This is a genomic window from Nocardioides bizhenqiangii (assembly GCF_034661235.1).
In the GTDB taxonomy this organism is placed as follows: Bacteria; Actinomycetota; Actinomycetes; order Propionibacteriales; family Nocardioidaceae; genus Nocardioides; species Nocardioides bizhenqiangii.
Map to the genome: position 1 here is coordinate 1243794 of NZ_CP141059.1, position 23353 is coordinate 1267146.

Annotated in this window: 23 protein-coding genes and 1 tRNA gene; 19 read left to right on the plus strand and 5 right to left on the minus strand. The window is 71.7% G+C overall.

Translation table 11 applies throughout. The features are described 5' to 3' along the window. The first annotated feature begins 63 nt into the window (after positions 1-63). Genes SHK19_RS06150 through SHK19_RS06160 form a run of 3 tightly spaced genes read left to right on the plus strand, consistent with a single transcriptional unit; the run spans position 64 to position 2259 of the window. Positions 64-711: a DUF6758 family protein gene (locus SHK19_RS06150; protein ID WP_322458361.1), complete on the plus strand. Its 648-nt coding sequence runs from the start codon at positions 64-66 to the stop codon at positions 709-711. A gap of 58 nt (positions 712-769) precedes the next feature. Beyond that, the gene (locus SHK19_RS06155) at positions 770-1648 is read left to right on the plus strand and encodes a PHP domain-containing protein (RefSeq protein ID WP_322458362.1); all 879 of its coding nucleotides are present in this window, start codon (positions 770-772) and stop codon (positions 1646-1648) included. Then, a complete protein-coding gene (locus tag SHK19_RS06160; protein ID WP_322458363.1) occupies positions 1645-2259 on the plus strand; it encodes a MarC family protein in 615 nt (204 codons plus the stop codon). Before SHK19_RS06155 ends, SHK19_RS06160 begins: the two co-directional genes overlap by 4 nt. A 90-nt stretch (positions 2260-2349) precedes the next feature. Here SHK19_RS06160 and SHK19_RS06165 read toward each other — a convergent pair whose 3' ends face one another. After that, positions 2350-3111, minus strand: a complete 762-nt coding sequence (locus SHK19_RS06165; RefSeq protein WP_322938122.1) for an SDR family NAD(P)-dependent oxidoreductase — start codon at positions 3109-3111, stop codon at positions 2350-2352. Positions 3112-3186: 75 nt separating this feature from the next. On the opposite strand from SHK19_RS06165, the gene SHK19_RS06170 reads away from it, so the two are divergent. The 4 genes from SHK19_RS06170 to SHK19_RS06185 all read left to right on the plus strand — a co-directional run bounded on the left by SHK19_RS06170 (position 3187) and on the right by SHK19_RS06185 (position 7084). Continuing rightward, on the plus strand, positions 3187-3984 hold the full coding sequence (locus SHK19_RS06170) for a ParA family protein (RefSeq protein ID WP_322458365.1): 798 nt from the start codon (positions 3187-3189) through the stop codon (positions 3982-3984). Beyond that, positions 3981-4799, plus strand: coding sequence for a L,D-transpeptidase (locus tag SHK19_RS06175; RefSeq protein ID WP_322458366.1), 819 nt, complete (start codon positions 3981-3983; stop codon positions 4797-4799). Before SHK19_RS06170 ends, SHK19_RS06175 begins: the two co-directional genes overlap by 4 nt. Before the next feature lie 69 nt (positions 4800-4868). Beyond that, positions 4869-6158 carry an MFS transporter gene (locus SHK19_RS06180; protein ID WP_322458367.1) on the plus strand — a complete coding sequence of 430 codons (1290 nt, stop codon included), beginning with the start codon at positions 4869-4871 and terminating at the stop codon, positions 6156-6158. A gap of 2 nt (positions 6159-6160) precedes the next feature. Beyond that, a complete protein-coding gene (locus SHK19_RS06185; protein ID WP_322458368.1) occupies positions 6161-7084 on the plus strand; it encodes a phosphotransferase in 924 nt (307 codons plus the stop codon). A gap of 20 nt (positions 7085-7104) precedes the next feature. Here the strand turns inward: SHK19_RS06185 and SHK19_RS06190 are convergent, their stop codons facing one another. Further along, a complete protein-coding gene (locus SHK19_RS06190) occupies positions 7105-8559 on the minus strand; it encodes a DEAD/DEAH box helicase (RefSeq protein ID WP_405030487.1) in 1455 nt (484 codons plus the stop codon). A 228-nt stretch (positions 8560-8787) separates the two neighbouring features. On the opposite strand from SHK19_RS06190, the gene SHK19_RS06195 reads away from it, so the two are divergent. Next, a complete protein-coding gene (locus SHK19_RS06195; RefSeq protein ID WP_322458369.1) occupies positions 8788-9498 on the plus strand; it encodes a ferritin-like fold-containing protein in 711 nt (236 codons plus the stop codon). Between the two features lie 18 nt (positions 9499-9516). Here SHK19_RS06195 and SHK19_RS06200 read toward each other — a convergent pair whose 3' ends face one another. Next, a complete protein-coding gene (locus tag SHK19_RS06200; protein WP_322938123.1) occupies positions 9517-10413 on the minus strand; it encodes a sterol desaturase family protein in 897 nt (298 codons plus the stop codon). 106 nt (positions 10414-10519) lie between these two features. Here SHK19_RS06200 and eno point away from each other — a divergent pair, with 106 nt between their 5' ends. The 8 genes from eno to SHK19_RS06240 all read left to right on the plus strand — a co-directional run bounded on the left by eno (position 10520) and on the right by SHK19_RS06240 (position 16785). Beyond that, positions 10520-11794: a phosphopyruvate hydratase gene (gene eno, locus SHK19_RS06205; RefSeq protein WP_322458371.1), complete on the plus strand. Its 1275-nt coding sequence runs from the start codon at positions 10520-10522 to the stop codon at positions 11792-11794. 37 nt (positions 11795-11831) lie between these two features. After that, positions 11832-12425: an FtsB family cell division protein gene (locus SHK19_RS06210; protein ID WP_322458372.1), complete on the plus strand. Its 594-nt coding sequence runs from the start codon at positions 11832-11834 to the stop codon at positions 12423-12425. Between the two features lie 11 nt (positions 12426-12436). Next, positions 12437-12952, plus strand: a complete 516-nt coding sequence (locus SHK19_RS06215) for a DUF501 domain-containing protein (RefSeq protein WP_322938124.1) — start codon at positions 12437-12439, stop codon at positions 12950-12952. Positions 12953-12962: 10 nt separating this feature from the next. Then, positions 12963-13898, plus strand: a complete 936-nt coding sequence (locus tag SHK19_RS06220) for a Ppx/GppA phosphatase family protein (RefSeq protein WP_322938125.1) — start codon at positions 12963-12965, stop codon at positions 13896-13898. Between the two features lie 73 nt (positions 13899-13971). After that, a complete protein-coding gene (locus tag SHK19_RS06225) occupies positions 13972-15456 on the plus strand; it encodes a protein kinase family protein (RefSeq protein WP_322938126.1) in 1485 nt (494 codons plus the stop codon). Positions 15457-15584: 128 nt separating this feature from the next. Then, on the plus strand, positions 15585-16121 hold the full coding sequence (locus SHK19_RS06230) for a glycine cleavage system protein R (RefSeq protein WP_322458376.1): 537 nt from the start codon (positions 15585-15587) through the stop codon (positions 16119-16121). Continuing rightward, complete coding sequence (gene def, locus SHK19_RS06235) at positions 16118-16681, plus strand: peptide deformylase (RefSeq protein WP_322458377.1); 564 nt, start codon at positions 16118-16120, stop codon at positions 16679-16681. Before SHK19_RS06230 ends, def begins: the two co-directional genes overlap by 4 nt. Before the next feature lie 29 nt (positions 16682-16710). After that, a tRNA-Leu gene (locus SHK19_RS06240) sits at positions 16711-16785 on the plus strand. Between the two features lie 88 nt (positions 16786-16873). Here the strand turns inward: SHK19_RS06240 and SHK19_RS06245 are convergent. After that, a complete protein-coding gene (locus tag SHK19_RS06245) occupies positions 16874-18850 on the minus strand; it encodes a hypothetical protein (RefSeq protein WP_322938127.1) in 1977 nt (658 codons plus the stop codon). A gap of 168 nt (positions 18851-19018) precedes the next feature. Between SHK19_RS06245 and SHK19_RS06250 the strand changes: the two genes are divergently transcribed. The 3 genes from SHK19_RS06250 to SHK19_RS06260 all read left to right on the plus strand — a co-directional run bounded on the left by SHK19_RS06250 (position 19019) and on the right by SHK19_RS06260 (position 22189). Next, positions 19019-19711, plus strand: coding sequence for an SAM-dependent methyltransferase (locus SHK19_RS06250; RefSeq protein WP_322458379.1), 693 nt, complete (start codon positions 19019-19021; stop codon positions 19709-19711). A gap of 32 nt (positions 19712-19743) precedes the next feature. Further along, positions 19744-21252, plus strand: a complete 1509-nt coding sequence (locus tag SHK19_RS06255; protein WP_322458380.1) for a cellulase family glycosylhydrolase — start codon at positions 19744-19746, stop codon at positions 21250-21252. A gap of 91 nt (positions 21253-21343) precedes the next feature. Next, positions 21344-22189, plus strand: a complete 846-nt coding sequence (locus SHK19_RS06260; RefSeq protein ID WP_322458381.1) for a Bax inhibitor-1/YccA family protein — start codon at positions 21344-21346, stop codon at positions 22187-22189. A gap of 105 nt (positions 22190-22294) precedes the next feature. On the opposite strand, the gene SHK19_RS06265 is transcribed toward SHK19_RS06260, so the two are convergent. After that, positions 22295-23326 carry an SGNH/GDSL hydrolase family protein gene (locus SHK19_RS06265; protein ID WP_322938128.1) on the minus strand — a complete coding sequence of 344 codons (1032 nt, stop codon included), beginning with the start codon at positions 23324-23326 and terminating at the stop codon, positions 22295-22297. Between the last annotated feature and the right edge of the window lie 27 nt (positions 23327-23353).

A 23353-nucleotide genomic window follows, 5' to 3' on the forward strand; every position in this document is an offset into this window, starting at 1 on the left:
CCGTCAGCGGCCGCCGCGCGTGCTGCCTTGACGAGTGAGCCGCGGCGCAGCACGGTGTGACGCATGTCTCTCCGCGTCGGCTGCCCGCGCTGCTCGGCCCCCGTCGCCGAGACCGGGGACGGCGGGTGGAACTGCCCGGAGCACGGAGTGGTCGTGCCGATGTGGCATCCGGACTCGGCGTCGTACGACGACTTCGCCGCCCACCTGGGCCACGCCGGCGTGTTCCCCACCTACCTGCCCTGGCCGCTCGGGCCGGGCTGGACGGTGACCGACTTCGCGTCGGTCGCCGCCGACGGCCGCGACGCCCGCGCCACGATGACCTGCGTCTCGGGCACGAGCGCGCTGGACGGACCGGTCGACGTCATCGTCGTGAGCGAGGAGCCGGGCACCGGGTTGGGTGCGCGGATCGCGGGCCTGGGGCCGCACGGCCGGATCGACCCGGGCGAGGAGGTCGGCGACGGTCCGGCGACGGTCAAGGTGCGGATCGGCAGCTTCCCGGTGGGTCTCTGGCCGGTGTCGGTGAGCGGGTCGGACGGGGAGTGGGACCGGTCGGTCGTCGTCGGTGAGGCCGAGGGTCGCTGGCTGTGGATCGTCCTGCGCCCGGCCTCGGCGATCCTGCTGCTGCGCGACGACTGGATCCTCCGCGACGTCTCCGAGTCCGGCCCGCAGCTGGTCGCACTGCCGTTCGGCGGTCCCGCGCCGCCCTGGTGACCCGCGAGGCCACGGTCGGCCGCGCGAGGCGCAGGAGCTGTAGCACTAGCCTGCTCGAGTGCGGATCGACCTTCATGCCCACTCACGGGTCAGCGACGGTACCCAGTCGCCGGCGGAGCTGGTGGAGGCTGCCGCGGCAGCGGGTCTGGACGTGCTGGGGCTGACCGATCACGACATCACGGCCGGATGGGCGGAGGCGGCGGTGGCCGCACGGTCGGTGGGGATCGCGCTGGTGCGGGGGATCGAGATCAGCACTCGGTTCCGCGGCTCCGGGGTGCACCTGCTCGCCTACCTGCCCGATCCGGAGGATCCGGCGCTGGTCGGCGAGCTGCAGCGGATCCTCCAGGGCCGTGACGACCGAGTGCCGGCGATGCTGTCCCGGCTGCGCCGGCTCGGGATCGAGGGCGCGACCGAGGTCGCGCTGGCAGAGGTCACCGTCGACGCGGGCGCGACCGGTCGGCCGCACGTCGCGGACCTGCTGGTGCGGCTCGGCGTCGTGGCCGACCGTGACCAGGCCTTCGAGGAGTACCTGGCCCAGGGGCGGCCGGCGTACGTCGACCGGTACGCCGCCGATCTCGTGCGGATGATCGGCGTCGTGACCGACGCCGGCGGCGTGACGGTCGTGGCCCACCCGTGGGGACGGGGGAGCGCCGACGTGCTCGACGAGGAGGCGTTCGCCGTGCTGACCGATGCCGGGCTGTTCGGGATCGAGGTCGACCATCTCGACCACGATGCCGGCCAGCGCGAGCAGCTGCGTGCGATCGCCTCCCGGCTCGGGCTGGCGGTAACCGGGTCCAGCGACCACCACGGCACGGGCAAGGTCGACCACCACCTCGGGGTGGAGACCACCGCGCCCGACCAGCTCGAGCGGATCGTCGCGCGGGCAGCCGAGCTCGGGTCCCCGACGAGGATCGTGGGCCCTGAGGTGCAGTCGTGAACATCGTCGACGGCGTGCTCCTGGTCGAGGTCTTCGTGACCCTCTTCGTGATCATGGACCCGGTCGGCACCGTGCCGATCTTCCTGACCCTCACCAGCGGCCGCAGCGCCGCGACCTCGCGGCGGTACGCGTGGCAGGCGGTCGGCGTGTCCTTCCTGGTGATCACGGCCTTCGCGTTCTTCGGGCAGCAGATCCTCACCTACCTCCACATCTCGCTGCCGGCGCTCCAGTGCGCCGGCGGTCTGCTCCTGCTGCTCGTCGCGCTGGAGCTCCTCACCGGCAACGAGAGCGAGCCGACGGCGAACCAGGACGCCAACGTCGCCCTGGTGCCGCTCGGCACGCCGCTCCTGGCCGGGCCCGGCGCGATCGTCGCGACGATGCTGTTCGTCAAGGGGATCGACGACGCCCAGGAGCTCACCTCGGTCGCGCTCGGGATCGTCGGCGTGCACCTCGCCCTCTGGGCCGCGATGCGCTACTCGCTGCCGATCCTCAAGGTGATCCGCGAGGGCGGCGTCCTGCTGGTGACCCGGATCGCCGGTCTGCTGCTGTCGGCGATCGCGGTACAGCTGGTCGCCGACGCCGTCCGCGCCTTCATCGCCGGCGAAGGTTGAATCGAAGAGAATGGTCGCTCGAGATGACAGACATGGCGACCCGCCCCGGCCGTCGTTGTCATTTCGACGGACCATTCTTGTCGATTCGGGCTACTTGCGGCCCATGGACTGAAAGCGCTGCAGCACCGGGCGGGGCACCAGGCGGGTGGCGGTGACGATCCCCTTGTAGCGCTTGCTCGGGATCGACAACGCCCTGCCCCGGTCGAAGTCGGCGAGCGCGTCGCGCACCACACGGTCGGCCTCGAGCCACAGCGCCTTCGGTGCGGACGAGTCGCGGTCGACGCCGAGCCGCTGGTGGAACTCCGTCTTCACGAAGCCGGGACACAGCGCCATCACCTTCACCCCGCGGTCGGCGTACTCACCGTGCGCCCAGGCGCTGAAGCTGTTGACCCACGCCTTCGCGGCGCTGTAGGTGCCGCGCGGCAGGAACGCGGCCACGCTCGAGACGTTGATGACGCCGCCCCGGCCGCCCTCGACCATGCCCCCGAGCGCCGCGTGGCTCAACCGCAGCACGGCCCGCACGAGGACGTCCTGCTGCCGCTGCTCGGTGTCGATGTCGTTGTCGAGGAAGCCGCCCTTGAGCCCGAACCCCGCGTTGTTGACCAGCAGGTCCACCGGGCGGTCGCGGTCGGAGAGCCGAGCCTCGACCGTGCCGAGCTGCTCGGGGTCGGTGAGATCCGCGGTGAGCACCTCGACCTCGATGCCGTACGCCGAGCGCAGGTCGGCGGCGACCTCCTCGAGCCGGGCGGTGTCCCGCGCCACGAGGACCAGGTCGTCGCCGCGGGCGGCGAGCTGTCGGGCGAACTCGTGGCCGATCCCGGCGGTCGCGCCGGTGACGAGGGAGGTCGACATGGTGCCCAGTAAAACAGGTCGGGAAGCCAGGTCGGTCACCCAACCACGCCACCGCGTCCGGCATGATGTCCCTCGATGAGCAAAAGGGACCCCCGCCCCCAAGTCCTCGCCGTCGCCAACCAGAAGGGCGGCGTCGCGAAGACGACGAGTGTCGCATCGATCGGCGCAGCGCTCGCCGAGCTCGGCCAGTCGGTGCTGCTCGTCGACCTCGACCCGCAGGCGTGCCTGACGTTCTCCCTCGGCATCGACCCCGAGGACCTCGAGATCTCGGTCCACCACGTGCTCACCAAGGGCATCGACGCGTCAGAGGTGATCCTCGAGACCGACGACGGTGTCGACCTCCTGCCCGCGACCATCGAGCTCGCGCGGGCGGAGGCCGACCTGCTCACCCGCACCGGGCGTGAGCACGTGATCCGCGGTGTCATCGAGGACCTTGCGTCCTCCGGCACCTCGTACAACTGGATCCTGCTCGACTGCCCGCCGTCCCTCGGGGTGATGACGGTCGCTGCGCTCACCGCCGCCGACGGCGTCCTGGTGCCGCTGCAGTGCGAGACCCTCTCCCACCGCGGCGTCGGCCAGCTGCTCGACACCGTCCACGACGTACGACGTTTCACCAACCGCGACCTCGAGGTGTGGGGAGTGCTGCCGACGCTGTACGACGGCCGCACCAACCACGCGCGCGCCGTTCTCGACACCATCTCGGAGACCTACGACCTCGAGGTCATCGAGCCGCCGATCCCGAAGACGATCAAGTTCGCCGAGGCGCCCGCCGCCGGGCGGTCGATCCTGGCCACCAGCCGCAGCAGCAAGGGCGCCCAGGCCTACCGCGAGGTCGCCGGCAACCTGATCAAGCGGGCGGCCCGGCGACCGTGAAGCACGTCCGAGAGCCCGGGCAGCACCGGGCGCCACAGCCCGGCCGGCGGCGTGCCGAGCCGCCGGGGAAGCGGCGCGCGGACGTGCGGCCGCGGTACGGACGGATCGTCACCTTCACCGCGGCGGCGACGGTCACCGGTGTCGCAGTGCTCGGCGGCTTCGGGCTGCTCCCGTCCGGACCGGAGGACGCCAGCGCCGCCTCCGGCGCGATCGAGCCGTCCGTCGCCAAGGACCAGCCGGACCCCGGCGCGAGCGCGGCCGAGGGCACGGCCGAGGGAACGGCCGAGGGCACGGGCGACCGCGCGAGCGGCGACGAGCGGACCACCACCCGGCAGACGGCGCGGCAGGTCCCGCTGAGCGTAGGAGCCAGCCGGCAGGGTGAGCGGTCGGCCGCGGACGCCGGCGAGCCCGCGCTGCCCGCCGACTCGGGCACCGGCCACAGGGTCGTCTTCAGCGAGAGCGAGCAGCGGGTCTGGCTGGTCGACGGGTCGGAGCGGGTCATCCGCACCTACCTCGTGTCCGGGAGCGCCTACGACAACCTCGACCCCGGCACCTACGAGGTCTTCTCGAAGTCGCGCTACGCGGTCGGCATCGACGACTCCGGCACGATGGAGTACTTCGTCCGCTTCACCCACGGCGACGCCGGCGCCGCGATCGGCTTCCACACCATTCCGGTCGACGAGGGCGCGCCGGTGCAGACGGCCGCCGAGCTCGGCACGCCGCTCTCGCACGGATGCGTCCGCCAGCGCACCGCCGATGCGGTCGCGCTGTGGGACTTCGCTCCGATCGGGACGACCGTCGTCGTCACCGCCTGAGGCCGCGGCGCCCAAAATCGCTCGTGCGGCGGGTCGTCGGCTGTCATCGTTGCGGGTTGTGAAGAGCCGATGAGCTGGGCCGATCGCCTGCGCGCGCTGCGGATGGACCTCACCCCGTGGCGGTCCTCGCGCGACTTCCGGCTGCTGCTCGTCGCGGGCACCGTCTTCTACTTCGGCGCGATGGTCAGCTACGTCGCCATCCCGTTCCAGATCTACACGCTGACCGGCTCGAACTTCGCCGTCGGCGCCATCGGACTCGTCGAGCTGGTGCCTCTCGTCGTCTTCGGGCTGTACGGCGGCGCCCTCGCCGACCATGTCGACCGGCGCAGGCTCCTGGTCGGGCTCGGTGTGGCGCAGGCGCTGCTGACCGCCGTGCTCGCCTGGAACGCGTTCCGTGACGACCCCAGTGTCTGGTTGATCTTCGTGGTCGCGGCGTTCCTGGTCAGCACCGCGGCGATGCAGCGGCCGTCCCGCGAAGCGCTGATGCCGAGGACCGTGGCGCACGGCGAGCTCGCCGCGGCGAACGCACTTTTCAGCTTCGGGATGCAGATCGGCGTGCTCGCCGGCCCGATGCTCGGCGGGCTGCTCGTGGCTTACGCCGGGATCGGCTGGTGCTTCGTCGTCGACGTGGCCGGGCTGCTGGTGGCGACCGTGCTCTACCGGCTGATGCGTCACTACCCCCACCGGGCCGAGACCACGCCGCCGAGCCTCGCCGCGATCCGGGAGGGCATGCGCTACGCGCTGGGGAGGCGTGACCTCCTCGGGACCTACTTCGTCGACATCGCCTGCATGCTGATGGCGCTGCCGGTCGTGCTGTTCCCGGCGTTGGCCGAGGAGGTCTTCGAACGTCCGGAGCTGCTGGGGCTGCTCTACTCCGCCGAGACCATCGGCGCGGTGGTGGCGACCCTGCTGTCGGGCTGGACGACCCGGTTCCACCACCACGGCCGGGCGATCGTCGTCGCGGCGGCGGCGTACGGCGCCTTCGTGGCGGTCGCCGGGCTGATGCCGTCGTTCTGGCTGGTCGTCGTGATGCTCGCCTTCGCCGGTGCGGCCGACATGATCTCGGGGATCTTCCGCGGCACGGTGTGGAGCCAGACCATCCCCGAGTCGATGCGCGGGCGGCTGGCCGGGATCGAGATGCTGTCGTACTCGATCGGCCCGCTCGGCGGCCAGGTCCGCGCCGGGATCACCGCCGACCTGTGGACGGTGCGGGGCGCGATGGCCAGCGGCGGTGCAGCCTGCGTCGGTGCGGTCGCCCTGACCGCGCTGTGGCTGCGGGACTTCTGGTCCTATGACGACCGCACCGACGAGCACGCGATGGCCGAGCGCGCCGCTCGCGCCGACGTGGGGGAGCTGTGAGCATGGATGCCGCCCGATGGACCGAGCCCCGCTTCCTGGAGTCGGCGCGGCAGTGGATCGACGAACAGCTCGCCGGTCACGGGCTCGCGGTGACCGGTGACATCGAGCAGCCGCACGTCATGAAGTGGTCGACCGTCCTGCGGGTGCCGACTGCGGATGGCGCGGTGTGGTTCAAGGCCAACGACCAGTCGCTCCGGCACGAGGCCGGGATCACCGCGCTGCTCGCCGAGCGCCACCCCGCGAACGTGCCGCCGTTGCTGGCGGCCGACCTCGACCGCGGCTGGATGCTGATGGCCGACGCCGGCCGTCGGCTGCGGGAGGTGCTGCCGGAGGACGGGTCGGTCGACCGCTGGCTCGGCGTCCTGCGCTCGGTCGCCGAGATCCAGATCGCCTGCGAGGACTCGGTGGACGAGCTCCTGGCGCTCGGCGTCCCGGACCTGCGGCTGGCGACCCTCCCCGACACCTACGACCGGCAGGCGAGGGAGTTCGATGTCGAGCCGCGGTTCCGCGCGGCGACGCCGTACGTCCGGGAGCTCTGCGACCGGCTGGCGGCGTTCGGCATCCGGGAGACCCTGCAGCACGACGACCTGCACGACGGGCAGGTCTACGTGAAGGACGGCACCCACCTGGTCATGGACTGGGGCGACGCCTGCGTCTCGCACCCGTTCTTCACGCTGTCGGTCACCCTCGAGGGCCAGATCTCCTGGGGACTCGACGACGTCGAGGACTCGGTCGACCTCGCGCCGTTCCGCGACGCCTACCTGGCGCCGTACGCCGCGGCCTACCCGGACCTCACGCGCGACGACCTGCTGGACGCGGTCGACGCAGCCCTCCGGCTCGGCTGGGCCTGCCGGTTCGCCAACGGCATGGTCCCCGGCGAGGACCCCGGCCCGCGGTTGCGGATGTTCCTCGACGGGCGGGCGTAGGACGCCGTCCGATCCCTGTGTCAGGCCTCCGCGGTGGCGGTGGACTGCGGCGCGCCGCCGCCCTGGCCACCCGAGCGGCTGCGCCGGCGACGGCGGTTGCGGTTGCCGCTGCCGGCGGGGCGCTCGCCGGAGCCGGTCGCGGAGTCGGACGTAACGGCGGCGGGCTTCTTGTCGCCACCGGCGGCGCCGGCCGCCTGACCGCCACGGGTGCGGGTGCGGCTGCGGTCGCGGTTCTGGGTCCGCGGCGGCCGGTCGCGCTCCTCGCGCGGCTTGCGCTCCACCGGGGCCGGCGGGACGATCCGGCCCTTGGTGCCCGGCGGGATGCCTTGGTCGTGGAACAGGTGCTCGGAGGTCGAGTAGGTCTCGAGCGGCTCGTCGAACGGCAGGTCGAGTGCCTTGTTGATCATCTTCCAGCGGTGCACGTCGGTGGCGTCGACGAGCGTGATCGCGATGCCCGAGGCGCCGGCGCGGCCGGTGCGGCCGATCCGGTGGATGTAGGTCTTGTCGTCCTCGGGGCAGGTGTAATTGACCACGTGGCTCACGCCGGACACGTCGATGCCGCGGGCTGCGACGTCGGTGGCGACCAGGACCTTGATCTTGTCCTCGCGGAACTTGGTGAGCGCCTTCTCCCGGGCCACCTGCGCCATGTCGCCGTGCAGGGGACTGGCCTTGAAGCCGCGCTCGGCGAGGTCGTCCGCGATCCGCTGCGCCTGACGCTTCGTGCGGGTGAAGACGATCATCTTGTCGGCGTCGACGGCCTGCAGGATGCGGCCGATGATCTCCGGCTTGTCGAGGTCGTGGGCCTGGTAGATGAACTGCGCCGTGGCCGGCACCGTGGCGTTCTCGTACGACGACTCGGCACGGATGTTCATCGGGTGCCGCATGTGGGTCCGGGCGAGGGCCACGATCGCGGCGGGCATGGTGGCGGAGAACAGCATCGTCTGCCGCGTCTCCGGGGTCTGCTTTAGCAGGCGCTCCACGTCCGGCAGGAAGCCCAGGTCCAGCATCTCGTCGGCCTCGTCCAGCACCAGCGCGTGCACGTGGGAGAGGTCGAGGGCCCTGCGGTTGGCCAGGTCGAGCAGCCGGCCGGGGGTGCCGACCACGATGTCGACGCCGGTCTCGAGCGCCTCGAGCTGCGGCTCGTAGCCGACGCCGCCGTAGATGGTGAGGACGCGCATGCCGCGGCCCCGGGAGGCGAGGTGGAGGTCGTTGGAGACCTGGATCGCGAGCTCCCGCGTCGGAGCCACGATCAGCGCCTGCGGCTTGCCCTGCGGGATCTCGGCGTAGTCGGGGTCGCCCGGCGCGACGCTGCGCTGGATGACCGGGATGCCGAAGGCCAGGGTCTTGCCGGTGCCGGTGCGCGCCTGACCGATCAGGTCGGTGCCCATCAGCGCGACGGAGAGGGTCATCTCCTGGATGGCGAACGGGTGGACGATCCCAGCCTCCGCGAGCGAGTCGCAGATCTGGGGCAGCACGCCGAGGTCGCGGAACGTGGGCTTGGTGCCCTCGGCGGCAGTGGCGGTGCTGGTCTCGGGGGTCGTGTCGCTAGTCAGCTTCTTGTCGCTTTCGTGAGTGAGTTCAGCCTGGGCCGAGTTCAGATCGGGTTGCGGCTGATTCACACTCAGCCGCGCACATACGTGGCGCATCCGTTGAGCGCCGGGAGCATTGGCTCGCTGACACCATGGTATCGGTACCCTGCCCGCATGGCTGAATCCGACGGCGCGGCGACCGCCGAGCTCTCCGTGGCCCTGAGCGACCCGGCCTACCGCGAAGCCGTCGTCGACCTCCTCGCCGTCATCGCGTACGGCGAGCTCTCCGCCTTCGAGCGGCTCGTCGAGGACGCCAAGCTGGCGCCTTCCCTGGAGGACCGGCTGGCGCTCGCGCAGATGGCCGGGGCGGAGCTGGCCAAGGTGCAGCCGCTCATCGACCGGATCACTCAGCTGGGCGGTGACCCGTTCGCCTCGATGGCGCCGTTCCACGAGGCGCTCGACGAGTTCCACGCGCACACCGCGCCCTCCGACTGGTACGAAGGACTGGTCAAGGCCTACGTCGGCGACAGTCTCACGCGCGACTTCTACCGCGAGATCGCGGCCTACCTGGACGCCGACACCCGCGACCTCGTCGTCTCCTCGGTCGTGGAGGGCCAGCACGCCGCACTCGCGGCCGACCGGATCCGGGCCGCGATCGCGGCGGACCCGCCGCTCGGGGGCCGCCTCGCGCTCTGGGGCCGCCGGATCATGGGCGAGGCGCTCACCCAGGCGCAGCGAGTGGCTGCCGAGCGCGACGCGCTGACCGCGTTCCTGGTGGGTGGGGTCGACCGCCCCGGGATGGACCTGGCCGCGCTCGGTCGGATGTTCACGCGACTGACGGAGCGCCACTCGGAGCGGATGTCCGAGCTCGGCCTCGACGCGTGAGCGGTTCCGCCGGCGACCTCAGTCAGCACCTGCGGGGCTGAGCGTCTTCTGCCGCGGTTCCCATCCCGGCGGGCCGAAGAGGTAGCCGAGCCGGTCCCGCCAGCTCCGCGCCGCGCGCACGTTGCGCACGATCTTCGCGTAGTCGCCGTACTGCAGCTTGATCATGTTGTAGGTGCCGACCGGCTTGGTGAGGCCGTACTTCGGTCGTTGCTTCTCCTCGACGAAGGTGCCGAACATCCGGTCCCAGATGATGGGGATCCCGGCGTAGTTCTTGTCGAGGTACTCAGGGTCGGAGCCGTGGTGGACCCGGTGGTGGGAGGGCGTGTTCATCACCAGCTCGATCGGGCGCGGCAGCTTTCCGATCACCTCGGTGTGCGTGAAGAACTGGTAGATCAGGTTGAACCCGAACGCGACGTAGATCGTCCACGGCGAGAACCCGAGGAACGGCAGCGGCAGCCAGAAGACGAACTCGAACCAGGGGTTCCACTTCTGTCGCAGCGCGGTGGCGAAGTTCATGTACTCGCTGGAGTGGTGAGCCTGGTGGGCGGCCCAGCCGATGTTGACGCGGTGGACGAACCGGTGCGACAGGTAGAAGGAGAGGTCGACCGCGGCGATCAGCAGGACCCAGTACCACCAGGTGTCGGTCGGCATCTTCAACGCGTCGGGCGTCGCGTACTCGAAGACCGCGATGTAGACGAAGAACGACCCGACCTTCAGCGCCAGGCTGAAGAACAGGGAGATCGCGCCCATGCCCATGCTGGTCCGGGCGTCCCTGCCCTGGTAGCCCGTTGGTGGTCGGTCGTCGCTCTCGTGGTCGAGCCACTTGAGCGCCGCCAGCTCGATGGCGATCGTCAGCAGGAAGAACGGGACCGCATAGGTCACCGGGTTCTTCCACGGGTCGAGCAGGTCGTGCACTCGTCGATGGTAGGCGGCTCGCCCGGTGGGTGGTGCCCGAACCCAGCGCCACGCGCGGCTAGGCTCAGTCGACGTACGCACCGGACTACCCAGGAGCAGCGCAGACGTGGCAGCGATCGAAGCCGTCGGAGCCCGCGAGATCCTCGACTCGCGCGGCAACCCCACTGTCGAGGTCGAGGTGCTCCTCGATGACGGGTCCTTCGCCCGCGCGGCCGTACCGAGCGGCGCGTCCACCGGCGCCTTCGAGGCGGTCGAGCTCCGCGACGGCGGTGAGCGCTACCTCGGCAAGGGCGTCCAGAACGCCGTCAGCGCGGTGATCAACACCCTCGGCCCGGCGATCGAGGGGCTCGACGCCGCCGACCAGCGGCTGATCGACCAGACGATGATCGACGTCGACGCCACACCCAACAAGGCGAAGGTCGGCGCCAACGCGATCCTCGGCGTCTCCCTCGCGGTCGGCCGCGCGGCTGCCGACTCCGCGGACCTCCCTCTCTACCGCTACATCGGTGGCCCCAACGCCCACCTGCTGCCGGTGCCGATGATGAACATCCTCAACGGCGGTGCCCACGCGGACACCAACGTCGACGTCCAGGAGTTCATGATCGCGCCGATCGGCGCACCGACCTTCCGCGACGCACTCCGCACCGGCGCCGAGGTCTACCACGCGCTGAAGTCGGTGCTGAAGAGCCGCGGCCTCGCTACCGGCGTGGGCGACGAGGGCGGCTTCGCTCCCGACCTCGAGTCCAACCGCGCCGCCCTCGACCTGATAGCCGAGGCGATCGACAAGGCGGGCTACGAGCTCGGCAAGGACTTCGGGCTCGCACTCGACGTCGCAGCCAGCGAGTTCTACGACGACGGCTACACGTTCGAGGGCGTCAAGAAGTCGGCGGACGAGATGATCGCCTACTACGGCGAGCTCGTCGCGGCGTACCCGATCGTGAGCATCGAGGACCCGCTCGACGAGGACGACTGGGACGGCTGGAAGGCGATCACCGACGCGCTCGGCGGCAAGACCCAGCTGGTCGGCGACGACCTGTTCGTCACCAACGTCGAGCGACTGCAGCGCGGCATCTCCGGCGGCCAGGCCAACGCGCTGCTGGTGAAGGTCAACCAGATCGGCTCGCTGACCGAGACCCTCGACTCCGTCGACCTGGCGCACCGCAGCGGCTTCCGCTGCATGATGAGCCACCGCTCGGGCGAGACCGAGGACACCACGATCGCCGACCTCGCGGTCGCGACCAACTGCGGCCAGATCAAGACCGGCGCGCCGGCCCGGTCGGAGCGGGTGGCGAAGTACAACCAGCTGCTCCGGATCGAGGACGAGCTCGGCGACGCCGCGCGCTACGCCGGCGCCGCGGCTTTCCCGCGCTACCAGGGCTGACCAGGACCGAAGGACCGGACGACCGAAGGGGGATCGCGTGGCTGCCACACCCGGCGACCGTCGTACCCCTGCGAAGAGGTCGGGTCGACCGAGCCGACCGGCCCGTTCCGGACCCGGCGCTGCCGGACGTCCGGAGCGGAAGCGTGCCGAGCGCGACCGCGCGGCGACCGTCGCCCGGGTCCGTGCCGACGAGCGGCACCGGTCGCGACTCACCGGCCGCGCCGCCATCCTGGTGCTGGTCCTCGCGGTCCTCGCGGTGTCCTACGCGTCGTCCCTGCGCGCCTACCTGCAGCAGCGGCACCAGATCGACGACCTCGAGACGCTGATCGAGGAGAAGGAGTCGGCGATCGACGAGCTCCAGCGTGAGACGGACCGCCGCAAGGACCCGGCGTTCGTCATGCAGGAGGCCCGGAAGCTGGGCTACGTGCTGCCGGGCGAGACGCCGTTCGTGGTCGTCGACGCCAACGGCGACCCGTTGACCGACGCCGAGCTCGACGACCCGTCGTCGTCCGGCGACGACGAGGCACCGGCGTGGTACGACGGCGTGTGGTCCTCGGTCAAGGTCGCCGGCGACCCGCCGACCGAGATCCCGCCGCCCCCGCAGAAGCGGATCGTGGGGTCGGAGGATTAGGGCGTGACCTCGTGACCTCTGCGGACGAGGCGGTGATCGCGGCGCAGCTCGGCCGACCGCCGCGCGGCATCCACGCGATCGGGCACCGCTGCCCGTGCGGCAACCCGGACGTGGTGACGACCGAGCCGCGACTGCCGAACGGGACGCCGTTCCCGACCACGTACTACCTGACCTGCCCGCGGGTGAACTCGCGGATCGGCACCCTCGAGGCATCGGGCCTGATGCGGACCATGCAGGACCGGCTCACGTCCGACCCCGGCCTCGCGGAGGCATATCGGCTCGCTCACGTCGCCTACCTGGCGGACCGGGCCGCGGTGGGTGAGTCGGCCGGGCTGGAGGTCCCGGAGATCGAGGGCATCTCGGCCGGCGGCATGCCCGACCGGGTGAAGTGCCTGCACGTCCTTGCTGCCCACTCCCTGGCCGCGGGGCCGGGGGTGAACCCGCTCGGGGACGAGGTGCTCGAGCTGCTCGGCGACTGGTGGGAGACGGGTCCCTGCGTCACGCCCGAGGCTCCCTCCGGTGGTTGAGGTGCGACGAGTGCAGCGAGGAGCCTCGAAACCGACCACCGTCGCCGCCATCGACTGCGGGACGAACACGATCAAGCTCCTCGTCGGCGACCTGCCTGACGTCGCTGTGCGGGAGAGCCGGATGGTCCGGCTCGGGCAGGGCGTCGACGCGACCGGCAGGCTGGCCCCGGAAGCGCTGGCGCGGGCGTTCGCGGCCATCGACGAGTACGCCGCGCTCATCACCGAGCACGGCGCCGAGCGGGTGCGGTTCTGCGCCACGTCGGCGACCCGGGACGCGGACAACGCGGCCGAGTTCACGGCCGGCGTCCGGGCCCGGCTCGGGATCGAGCCCGAGGTCCTGTCCGGCGACGAGGAGGCCAGGCTCGCGTTCGACGGTGCCCTGCGGGGCACCGACCTGCTCCCGGATCCCGTCCTCGTCCTCGACGTCGGCGGCGGGTCCACGGAGCTGATCCTGGGCGAGCGCCCGACCGGGGACGAGGACGACGCCCTCAGGGCGTACTCCATGGACATCGGCTCGGTGCGCCTCCACGAGCGGTGCCTCGGTGGCGACCCCGCGACACAGGAGCAGATCGCGTCCTGCGTGAGTGCGATCGACGCCGCGCTCGACGAATGCCCCGTCGACCCGGCAGCGGCCGCGGCCGTGATCGGCATCGCCGGCACGGTGACGACGGTCGCCGCCGGCGTGCTCGGGCTGCGGGCCTACGACCGGGACGTCATCCACGGCCAGGTGCTCGACATCGAGGCGGTCCACGGCACGGTCGACGACCTGGTCCACGCCACCCGCGCGCAACGGCTCGCCCTGGGCTACGTGCACCCCGGTCGCGCGGACGTGATCGACGCGGGCGCGCTGATCGTGTCCCGCGTGCTGCGTCGGACGACGGTGGAGACGGTGACGGTCGCGGAGACCGACATCCTCGACGGCATCGCCTGGTCGCTGGTCGACTGACCGGCTCGGCCGACTCGGCCGACTCGGCCGAAACGTCTGCGCGGCGGTCGCGCCGAGCGTAGGTTCCCGCAACATGAGCACAGCCCGAGGCCTGACCGAGCCGCAGGTGCTGGCGGTGGGCCGCGGCCTGCTGACGGAGCTGGCCCGGCTGCACGAGGCCGGGGGCGTCAGCGGCGCCGTCGGCCCGGCGACGGTCCTCGTGAACGACGACGGCGCCGTGCGCCTCGTCGACGGACCCGCGGACCGGGCCTACGCCAGCCCCGAGGTGCTCACGGGGCAGCCGCCGACCGCCCGCAGCGATCTCTACTCCGCGGGCGCGCTCCTGGCGCACCTCTTCCGAGGTGAGCCGACGCTGCCCCCCAGCGTGGCGGACCTCGATCCCGGCGTTGCCTGGCTGCTCGGGCCGGTGCTGGCGGCCGATCCGGCGACGCGGCCGGGATCGGCTGCGGCGATGGTCGCGGCGGTCGACCAGCTCGCCGAGCAGCGGCACGGCGCCGACTGGAGGGTCGCAGCCGGCCTGGCCGGCGCGGCGGGCGTCGCAGGTGCGGTGCCGGTCCTCGTGCTGGCCACCGGGGGCGGGGCGTCCGCGGCGGGCGCTGCCGCCGGCGGTGCGGCCGGGCTCGGCGCGGGCGCGGTCGGAACGGGCGGTGCCGGCGCCGGCGGGGCAGCGGGCGGCGCCGCCTCGGTGGCAGGCACGGGCGCGAGCGGGCAGGTCGCTGCCGCCGGTGGCGTGGTCACGCCGCAGGGCGGAGTGCTGGGAGGCGTCGCGGCGCCGGGCGCGGGCACACCGGCGGCCGCAGGCGGAGCCTCGGCGTCGGGCGCGGCCGGAACCGGCCAGGGAGTCGCCGGCGGCGGCGTCCAAGCAGCGGGCCACACCTCGCACGCGGTCGGTGGCGGGATCTCCAAGGGTCTCGCGGTCAAGCTCGGCGCGGCGGTCGCTGCCGGCGCCGTGGGCGTCGCCGGGACCGCTGCGGCCGTCATCCTGCTGACGGGTGGCGAGACGAAGACGGTCGAGGTGCCCGCCACGTCCGACATCTACCTGGCCGGCGCCAGCGAGGAGATGGAGGCCCAGCTGAGCGACCCCGGCACTCGGCCCGTGTCGGTCGACGTCGACGGCGCCGGCACGGTCTCGTTCCCGTCGGTCGAGGGCGAGCTGTCCGCGTGCAGCGGTTGCGAGCCGGAGTCGCCCGACGGCGGCAACATCTCCTTCGGCTCCACCGGCATCACCGCGTTCAACGGCATCGCCGGCGTCACCTTCGCCGACCGGACCCTGTTCGTCGTCGGCGTGTTCGTCGGCGACGACCAGCCCACGCAACCCGACGACGCCGTGGTCGACCTGAGCGGCGCCGACGACGAGACGACCCAGGAGCCCGGGCTCGGCGAGCCGTTCTTCATCGGCGACGGCGAGACCGGCGACGGCGAGGTCCAGGAGGTCGTCGTACCCGAGGACGCGACGACCCTCTACGTCGGCTTCGCCGACGCGTACGGGTTCTACGGCACACCGGGTGCGTACGGCGACAACGAGGGGTCGGTCGACGTCGAGGTCTCGATCGACTGATTTGGTCTCGATACTCGCCACGGGGTCGCTTGCTTCGCGGCGCATCCCCGTCGGCGCACTCGACCCGCGGCCTGATCCGAACCCTCGCGAGCTCGGGCTCGGGGCCGCTGCCTGGGAGGATGCTGCGCATGACCTCCTTGTACGCCGTCACCGTCCTCGGCCACGACCGACCCGGGATCATCGCCGCGGCGACCGACGGGCTCGCCGGTCTCGGGCTCAACATCGAGGACTCGACGATGACCCTGCTCCGGGGGCACTTCGCGATGATGCTGCTGTGCTCGACCGAGGGTGCCAGCGGGCCGGTCGGCCCCCGCGACATCGAGCAGGCGCTCGCGCCACTGACCGCGGACGGTGACCTCGACGTGGCCGTCCGCCCCGTGACCGACGAGCCGACGCCGGGCACCGGGGGCAGCTCGTGGGTGCTGACCGTGCACGGCGGCGATCGGCCGGGCATCGTGTCCGCCGTCGTCGGGGAGGTGGCCACCGCCGGAGGCAACATCACCGACCTGACCACCCGGCTCGCCGGCGACCTCTACCTGCTCGTCGCCGAGCTCGACCTCCCGGCCGGCGCCGACGCCGCAGCCGTCGAGGCCGCGATCAAGGCCGCTGCTCACGGAGTCGGAGTCACTGCCACGCTGCGGGCGGCCGAGGCCGACGACCTGTGAGCGAGGCGGACAGCGACCGGCTGGCGGCGTGGACCGAGGCCGAGCTCGACCTGGCGGGTCGGGTTCTCGAGGTCGTGCGCGCGCCGGACCCCGTCCTGGCGACGGCCGGCGCGCGCGTCGACCCCGCCGATCCGGTGTGGGTCCAGCTGGCGGCCGACCTGGTCGCGACGATGCGGGTCAGCCCCGGTTGCGTCGGGCTGGCCGCGCAGCAGGTCGGCATCGCCGCGCAGCTCTTCTGCGTCGACGTGTCGGCGCACCCCAAGGCCCGGACCCACCACGGCACCTTCGTGCTCTGCAACGCCGAGGTCGTCGAGGCGAGCCGCAACGACCGCGCCCGCGAGGGGTGCATGAGCGTCCCCGACTTCACCGGCGACGTGAAGCGCGCGAGCCGGCTCGTCGTCACCGGTCAGCTGCCGGGCACCGGTGAGCAGGTCACGGTCGCGACCGACGCGTTCGAGGCCCGGGCGCTCCAGCACGAGATGGACCACTGCCAGGGGCTGCTGTTCCTCGACCGGGTCGCCGGCGCGCACGCCGTACACCCCCGCCAGACGTACTTATGACCGAGACTTGCTGACGGCAGCGCCGACTCGCCCCTGTATCCCAACCGGTTAGAGGAAGTCGCCTTAAAAGCGATTCAGTCTGGGTTCGAACCCCAGCGGGGGCACCGCCCGAAGTACACCCCGACACGGCCGTGCGGCCGGTCCTCAGGACCGGCCGCACGGAGTTCCGCTATGCCGTGCCGAGCTGTCCCGTCACTTCGCGACGAACAGGCCGTCGACGGCGACGCGCTTGCCCTCGGTCACCACCCTGATCACGACCTTGCCGGAGCGGATCTCGTCGAACGTGGCCAGCTTGACGACCCGTCGCTTGCCGGTGCCCTTGAAGTTCACGGTCCTCAGGACCTCGGTGCCGAGCTTGACGACCGCCTTGCCGCCGTTGGCGGACCGGTGGATCACCAAGCCCAGCCGCTTCGCCTTGACGCCGTTGAGGACGAGCCTGGCACCCTTCGTCTTGGTCGTGCTGAGGGTCGTCAGGTAGTGACCGGTGACGTCCGAGACCCGCGTCCAGACGGGGCCGACCAGGGACGCGTCGTCGACCGGCAGGGTTGTGCACCGCTCGGGCGAGCCGGCGCCCAGGTTGTTGACGTTGTCGACGGAGCGGGCGATGAAGCAGTACGTCGAGCCCGGCGTCCCCGTGTACTTGGCGTGATCCACCACCGAGTCGTCGACCGCGTTGGTGCTCTGGCCGAAGCCGGCCTGGTTCCACGCCGCCGACTTCACCGAGACGTCGGTCGTCTTGACGCCGGACACCTCGTCGGCCGCCGTCCAGGCGAGCCGGATCGCGGTGCCCTTCGTGGTGTTGGGCAGCGGCGCGGTGAGGGTAGTCGTCGGGCCGGCGCGGTCGAGGAGCCGGGCGCGGATCTCGTCGAAGCCCACCGCCGGGTCCCAGTACCCGATCAGCGCGGCGTTGCCCGCGTTGTCGACGTCGGCCTCGATCCGGTAGCTGACCTCGTCATAGCCCGCGCCGTGGTTGAGCGTGGAGAAGCTCAGAGCCGGATGAGTGCGGTACTTCGTGATCCGAGTGCCGCCGGAGACGTAGTCGATGAGCTGGGTCCCGCTGTCGCTCACGCTGACCTCGGGGTAGAGGTAAATCCAGCTGTGGTCCGGCACGTTGAGCGAGGTCGCCGGGCCCCATGCGCCGCCGGTGCTCGGCCGGGCCGCGTAGGCGGCGTCGTAGAAGCCGTCGACGTTGGTCTGCCAGGCGACGAGGGTGCGACCGGTCGCGTCGGTGTCGGCCGAGAGGAACGACGTCGTCTTGCCGGGGGCTGAGATGACGCCGAGGCCGGTCCAGCCGGTCCCGGCCTGGTTCTCGGTCGTGGCGTGGACGCGCCAGTCGCTGGAGTCGTCGCCGACCTTGCCGTTGAAGAAGATCGTGCTGCGCCCGGCTCCGTCGATGACGACCTGAGGGTCGCGAGCGGATGCGGTGAGGAACGAGACCTGCTCGGGCTCGTTCCATCCGCCGCCGGGGGTGAACTCGGCCGCGTAGACGCCGTCGATGGACTCGTCGGTCCCATAGGCGAGCACCGCCTGGCCGGCCTCGTTGGCGTCGACGGACACCGATGCCCCGAACTCGGTGGCGATGGCCTTGCCGGTCGTGGCGAGGCCGGGTTCCCACGTCCGGACCTGGACCGTCTCCTTGCCGGCAACGGCGGCGCGGAAGGCTACGTGGAGAGTGCCGTCGCCGTCGATGGCCGACGACACCGAGTCGTACGTCGCCGCGGTGTGCCACAGGTCGATCGCCGGTGACCAGGTGCCGTCGTCCTCGAGTCGGGCGCCGCGCGGTTTCCAGTTGACGCCGTCGTACTGCGCGACCCAGGTCGCGGCGACGTCGCCGTCGTCGTTGGCGACGACCTCGACGTACTCGGTGTCGACGCCCTGAGGGGACACCCAGGTGGCGGGGCCCCACGTCCCGTCCACGGCTACGCGGGCGCGGACCCGGTCCGCGCCGGTGTCGCCGTCGATCCACAGGGCGACCGCGTCGCCGGCGCCGGTGCTGACGACCGACACGTTCCTGAAGCCGGAGTTGTCGGCCGCGAGCGTGAAGGAGTCGTCCCACCCGGCGGCCTGGCCGGGCGCGGGCGGGAGGCCGAGGGCGCCGGCGGCAACGGCCCCGGCGGCCAGGAGGGCCGCGGTGCGGCGGCGGGGGCCGGAGAACTGACTGGTGCTCATGATGATGCCTTTCGGGAAACCCTGGGATCGGGCGGTTCGTGATGACCTCAGACTTCTCCCGCACAGGGGTCGGCTACATCGGGGCCGGCCACGCACCTAAGGCCGCGCGCCACCGATCCAAGGATTCCGCTTGCCTTCAGGTCGACATGAAGCGGCAGAGTGGTCGGCATGACGCACGAGCATCACCACGACGACGCCACCTTGGAGGAGCTGCGCCAGGCGCTGACTCGCGAGTTCTGGGACGAGCGGTACGGCGGCAGCGAGCGGGTCTGGAGCGGGAAGCCCAACCAGCGGCTGGTCGAGCAGACCGCCGACCTGACCCCCGGCCGCGCGTGCGACATCGGCTGCGGCGAGGGCGCCGACGCGATCTGGCTCGCCGAGCAGGGCTGGGACGTCACCGCTCTCGACGTGTCCCGAGTGGCGCTCGACCGGACGGCGCAGCACGCGATCGAGCGCGGTGTCGACCGCCGGGTCAGGGTGGGGGAGTACGACGTGCTGTCCGACCGCCCGCCACGCGCTCCTCGCCGTACCAAAGGCTTCGACCTGGTCTCGGCTCACTTCATGCACGTGCCGCGCGAGGACTTCGACGATGTCTACCGCCGGCTCGCCGCAGCCGTGGCGCCCGGGGGCCGGCTGCTCGTCGTCGCCCACCACCCCGACGACGTAGAGACCGGTGCTCGGGAGTCGCACGGCCGCGGATTGATGTTCCCGCCCGAGCAGGTGCTGGCCGCCCTCGGTGTGGAGGGTGGGGCCTCCGACGACTGGGAGCCCGAGGTGGTCGACGCGCCCGTGCGCGAGCAGCAGATGCCGGACGGCCCGATGCAGGTCCGGGACACGGTCGTCCGCCTCCGGCGGAGGTAGTCACCTTCCCGGCCCCGGTTCGTTGTCCTGACGTGAGCCGACGTAGAACGTGTTCTATCGCGCTGGTCGTTGCCGCCTTGCTGGTCGGCATCACGCCGGGCGCTGACGCCGTTCGCGACGGTCGCTCGGCGGTCACGGCACCTGCAGCCGTGGCCGCCCCTGAACCGGACCTGCCGCAGCTGCGCCGCAAGGGCCGGTGGATGGTCGACCAGCACGGCCGGGTCGTGATCGTGCACGGCTTCAACCTGGTGTGGAAGCGCGCGCCGTACGTCCCGCCGGCCACCCGGGCCGGCTTCACCGCCGCCGACGCTCGCTGGCTGAAGCGCTTCGGCTTCAACGGGGTGCGGCTCGGCACCCTCTGGGCCGGGATCACTCCCGAGCAGGCCGGGGTCGGAGACCCGGCCTACCGCGACCGGTGGCAGCGGGTGATGGACCTGCTGACCGAGCAGGGCATCTGGATGCAGCTCGACGCGCACCAGGACATGTGGCACGAGACGTACGGCGGCGAGGGAGTGCCGGACTGGGCGATGATCCGGCCCGCGCCGTTCCACCTGCTCCCGCCGGTCAACCTGCCGTTCCCGATGGGCTACTGGACGCCCGAGGTGTCGACGGTGTTCGACCAGTTCTGGGCCGACCAGCACGGCCTGCTCGACGGCTGGGTCGCGGCCTGGGAGGTCGCCGCGCGCTGGTGGCAGGAGCAGCCCTACCTGATGGGCTACGACCTGATCAACGAGCCCTGGATGGGCCTGGAGTGGCCGACCTGCCTCCTGGCGGGTTGCCAGGCGTCGTACACCAACGAGCTGCAACCGGCCTACGAGCAGGCCACCGCGGCGATCCGGGCCATCGATACCGAGAACATCGTCTGGTGGGAGCCGCAGCAGTTCGCTGGCGGACAGAAGATCCCGACCTTCCTCGAGCCGATGGCGGGGGAGCGGCGGCTCGGGCTGTCGTGGCACAACTACTGCCCGGACGTGTTCCTCGAGTCGCAGGGGATCCCGGGCGGCGATGTCGAGAACTGCTGGGCGTTCAGCCGCGACCGCAACGCGCACGCGCTCGACCAGGCAGCCGCGATGAGAGCGGTGCCGATGATGAGCGAGTGGGGGGCGACCGACAACCTGCGGGCGATCGAGATCGATGCCGCAGTCGCCGACGAGCACCTGATGGGCTGGCTGCACTGGGCCTACAAGCGCTGGGACGACCCGACCACCGCCGACGACGCCCAGGGCATGTTCGCCGACGACGCCGACCTCACGACCGTCAAGACCGAGAAGCTGCGCCGGCTGGTGCGGACCTACGCGCAGGCGGTCGCCGGCGTCCCGACCGCGATGTCGTTCGACGCCGGCTCCGGTGACTTCCGGTTCCGCTACCGACCGGACCCCGGGATCGCGGCGCCGACGGAGATCTTCGTCAGTCCGCTGCACTACCCCGACGGCTTCCAGGTCAGCGTCACCGGCGGCACCGCCGTCCGCCGACCGGGCCGGATGGTGCACGTCACGCCGGCCTCCGAGGGGCCGGTCACAGTGACCATCACCGGGCGCTGAGCGGGAACGTCCGGGGGTCTCGGAGCGTTGTTCGGGTATCTGACTGCCTAGACTGGGAGTCACCTACTCAGGAATCCCTTCGGAGGAGACCATGCAGAGCAACAACCCCGTGTTCCGTCGGTCGGAGGAGTTCAACCAAGCCTCCCCGTACGGCCAGACGTCGTACCCGGGATACGCGCCGTCGCCGCAGGGCCTCGGCGGCGAACCGGGCTACGCTCCGCCCACCGCCCCGCCGACCGCGGGTCGGATGACGATCGACTCCGTCGTGCAGTCGAGCGCGATGACTCTCGGTGTCGTATTTCTGACCGCCGCGGCGACGTGGGTGCTGACTCCCGCGATCGAGGACGAGGCCGCCGCCGGCACGCTGATGGCCGCGATCCTGATCGGCTCGCTGGGCGCCTTCGCCCTTTCGATGGTGAACTCGTTCAAGCGCGTCGTGAGCCCGCCGCTGGTGCTGGCGTTCGCTGCCCTCGAGGGTGTCGCGCTGGGCGCGCTCAGCAAGTTCTACGACGCCGCGTTCCCGAGCGAGCAGTACGGCGGCATCGTCGTCCAGGCTGTGCTCGGCACGTTCGCGGCGTTCGCGGGCACGCTGGCGGCGTACAAGTTCTTCGAGATCAAGGTCGGCCAGAGGTTCCGCACCTTCGTGATCGCCGCGATGTTCGGCATGGTGGCGCTCAGCATGATGGAGCTCGTGCTCGGCCTCTTCGGGAGCGAGCTCGGCCTCTTCGGCTTCGGCGGATTGGGCCTGATCTTCTCGATCGCCGGCCTAGTGCTCGGCGTGTTCATGCTGATCCTCGACTTCGACTTCATCGAGCAGGGCGTCCGCAACGGCATCCCCGAGAGGGAGTCGTGGCGGGCGGCGTTCGCGCTCACGGTGAGCCTGGTCTGGATCTACACCAACCTGCTGCGGATCCTGGCCATCCTCCAGTCGGACTGAGGTCTCGAGACGCCACCACCGTGACGTATCCGTGGCGCGGGAGGCGAAGGCCTCCTCGACCACAGAAGCAAAGCCGAGGGCCCCGGAGCGATCCGGGGCCTTCGGTCATTTCGGGGACTGGTCGACGCTTCCGACGGCCTCGTGCTCGTCGGGCGCCTCCGCCGCGACCTGCGGCCGGCGGCGCCGGTGGCGCAGCTCGACCCAGAGACCACGGACACCCGCGCGCCTCCCCGCGACCTCGGTGCCGCCGAGCTCGGTGCCCGGCTCGTTGACGGCCTGGACGGCGGCCCGGGAGATCGGCAGCACGCCCTCGCCCCGGTAGGCCTCGAGCGTGATCTCCTCGACGGGCGCCTCGTCGAGGGCGGCCAGCACGGAGGGGAGCAGCACGTTGGCGCAGGCGCGGTAGCCCGCGGCGGACGGGTGGAACCGGTCGGGACCGAACAGGACCCCGGGAGCGGCGGCGAACTCCGGCCCGAGCACCGAGCCGAGCGACACCGTCCGTCCGCCCTCCTCGATGGTGGCGATCGTCTGGGCGGCCGCCAGCCGGCGGGACCAGGTGCGGGCGACCTGCCGCAGCGGCGGAGCGATCGGCTGGATGGTGCCGAGATCGGGACAGGTGCCCACGACGACCTTGGCACTGGCGGCGGTGAGGCGTCGTACGGCCTCGGAGAGGTACCGGACCGACTGCGACGGCAGCACCGTGTGGGTCACGTCGTTGCCGCCGATCATGATCAACACGACCTCGGGCTCGATCGGGAGGGCCCGGTCGATCTGCGCCGCCAGGTCGGACGAGCGCGCGCCGACGACGCAGACCTCCTTGAGGTAGACCCGCCGGTCCGCGTGCCGCGCCACGCCGCTGGCGATGAGAGCGCCCGGCGTCTCCTCGACGCGCTCCACGCCGTAGCCGGCGGCGCTCGAGTCGCCGAGCAGCGCGATCCGGATCGCCGGGCCGGGCCGACCGCGGCCGTACCAGCCGGTCGAGTTCGGCGGCACGTCGTTGGCCTCGCCGATCGTGCGGCGGGCGAGCTTCGCCTCGGCGACCAGCACGCCGTAGATCCCGGCGCCGAGCGCGGAAACGCCGCCGCCGCCGTAGAGGGCGGCAGCGGCCAGCTTCCGTGCCGCTGCTGCTTTCGTCACGCGCCCCACCTTACGGAGCGGGTCCCC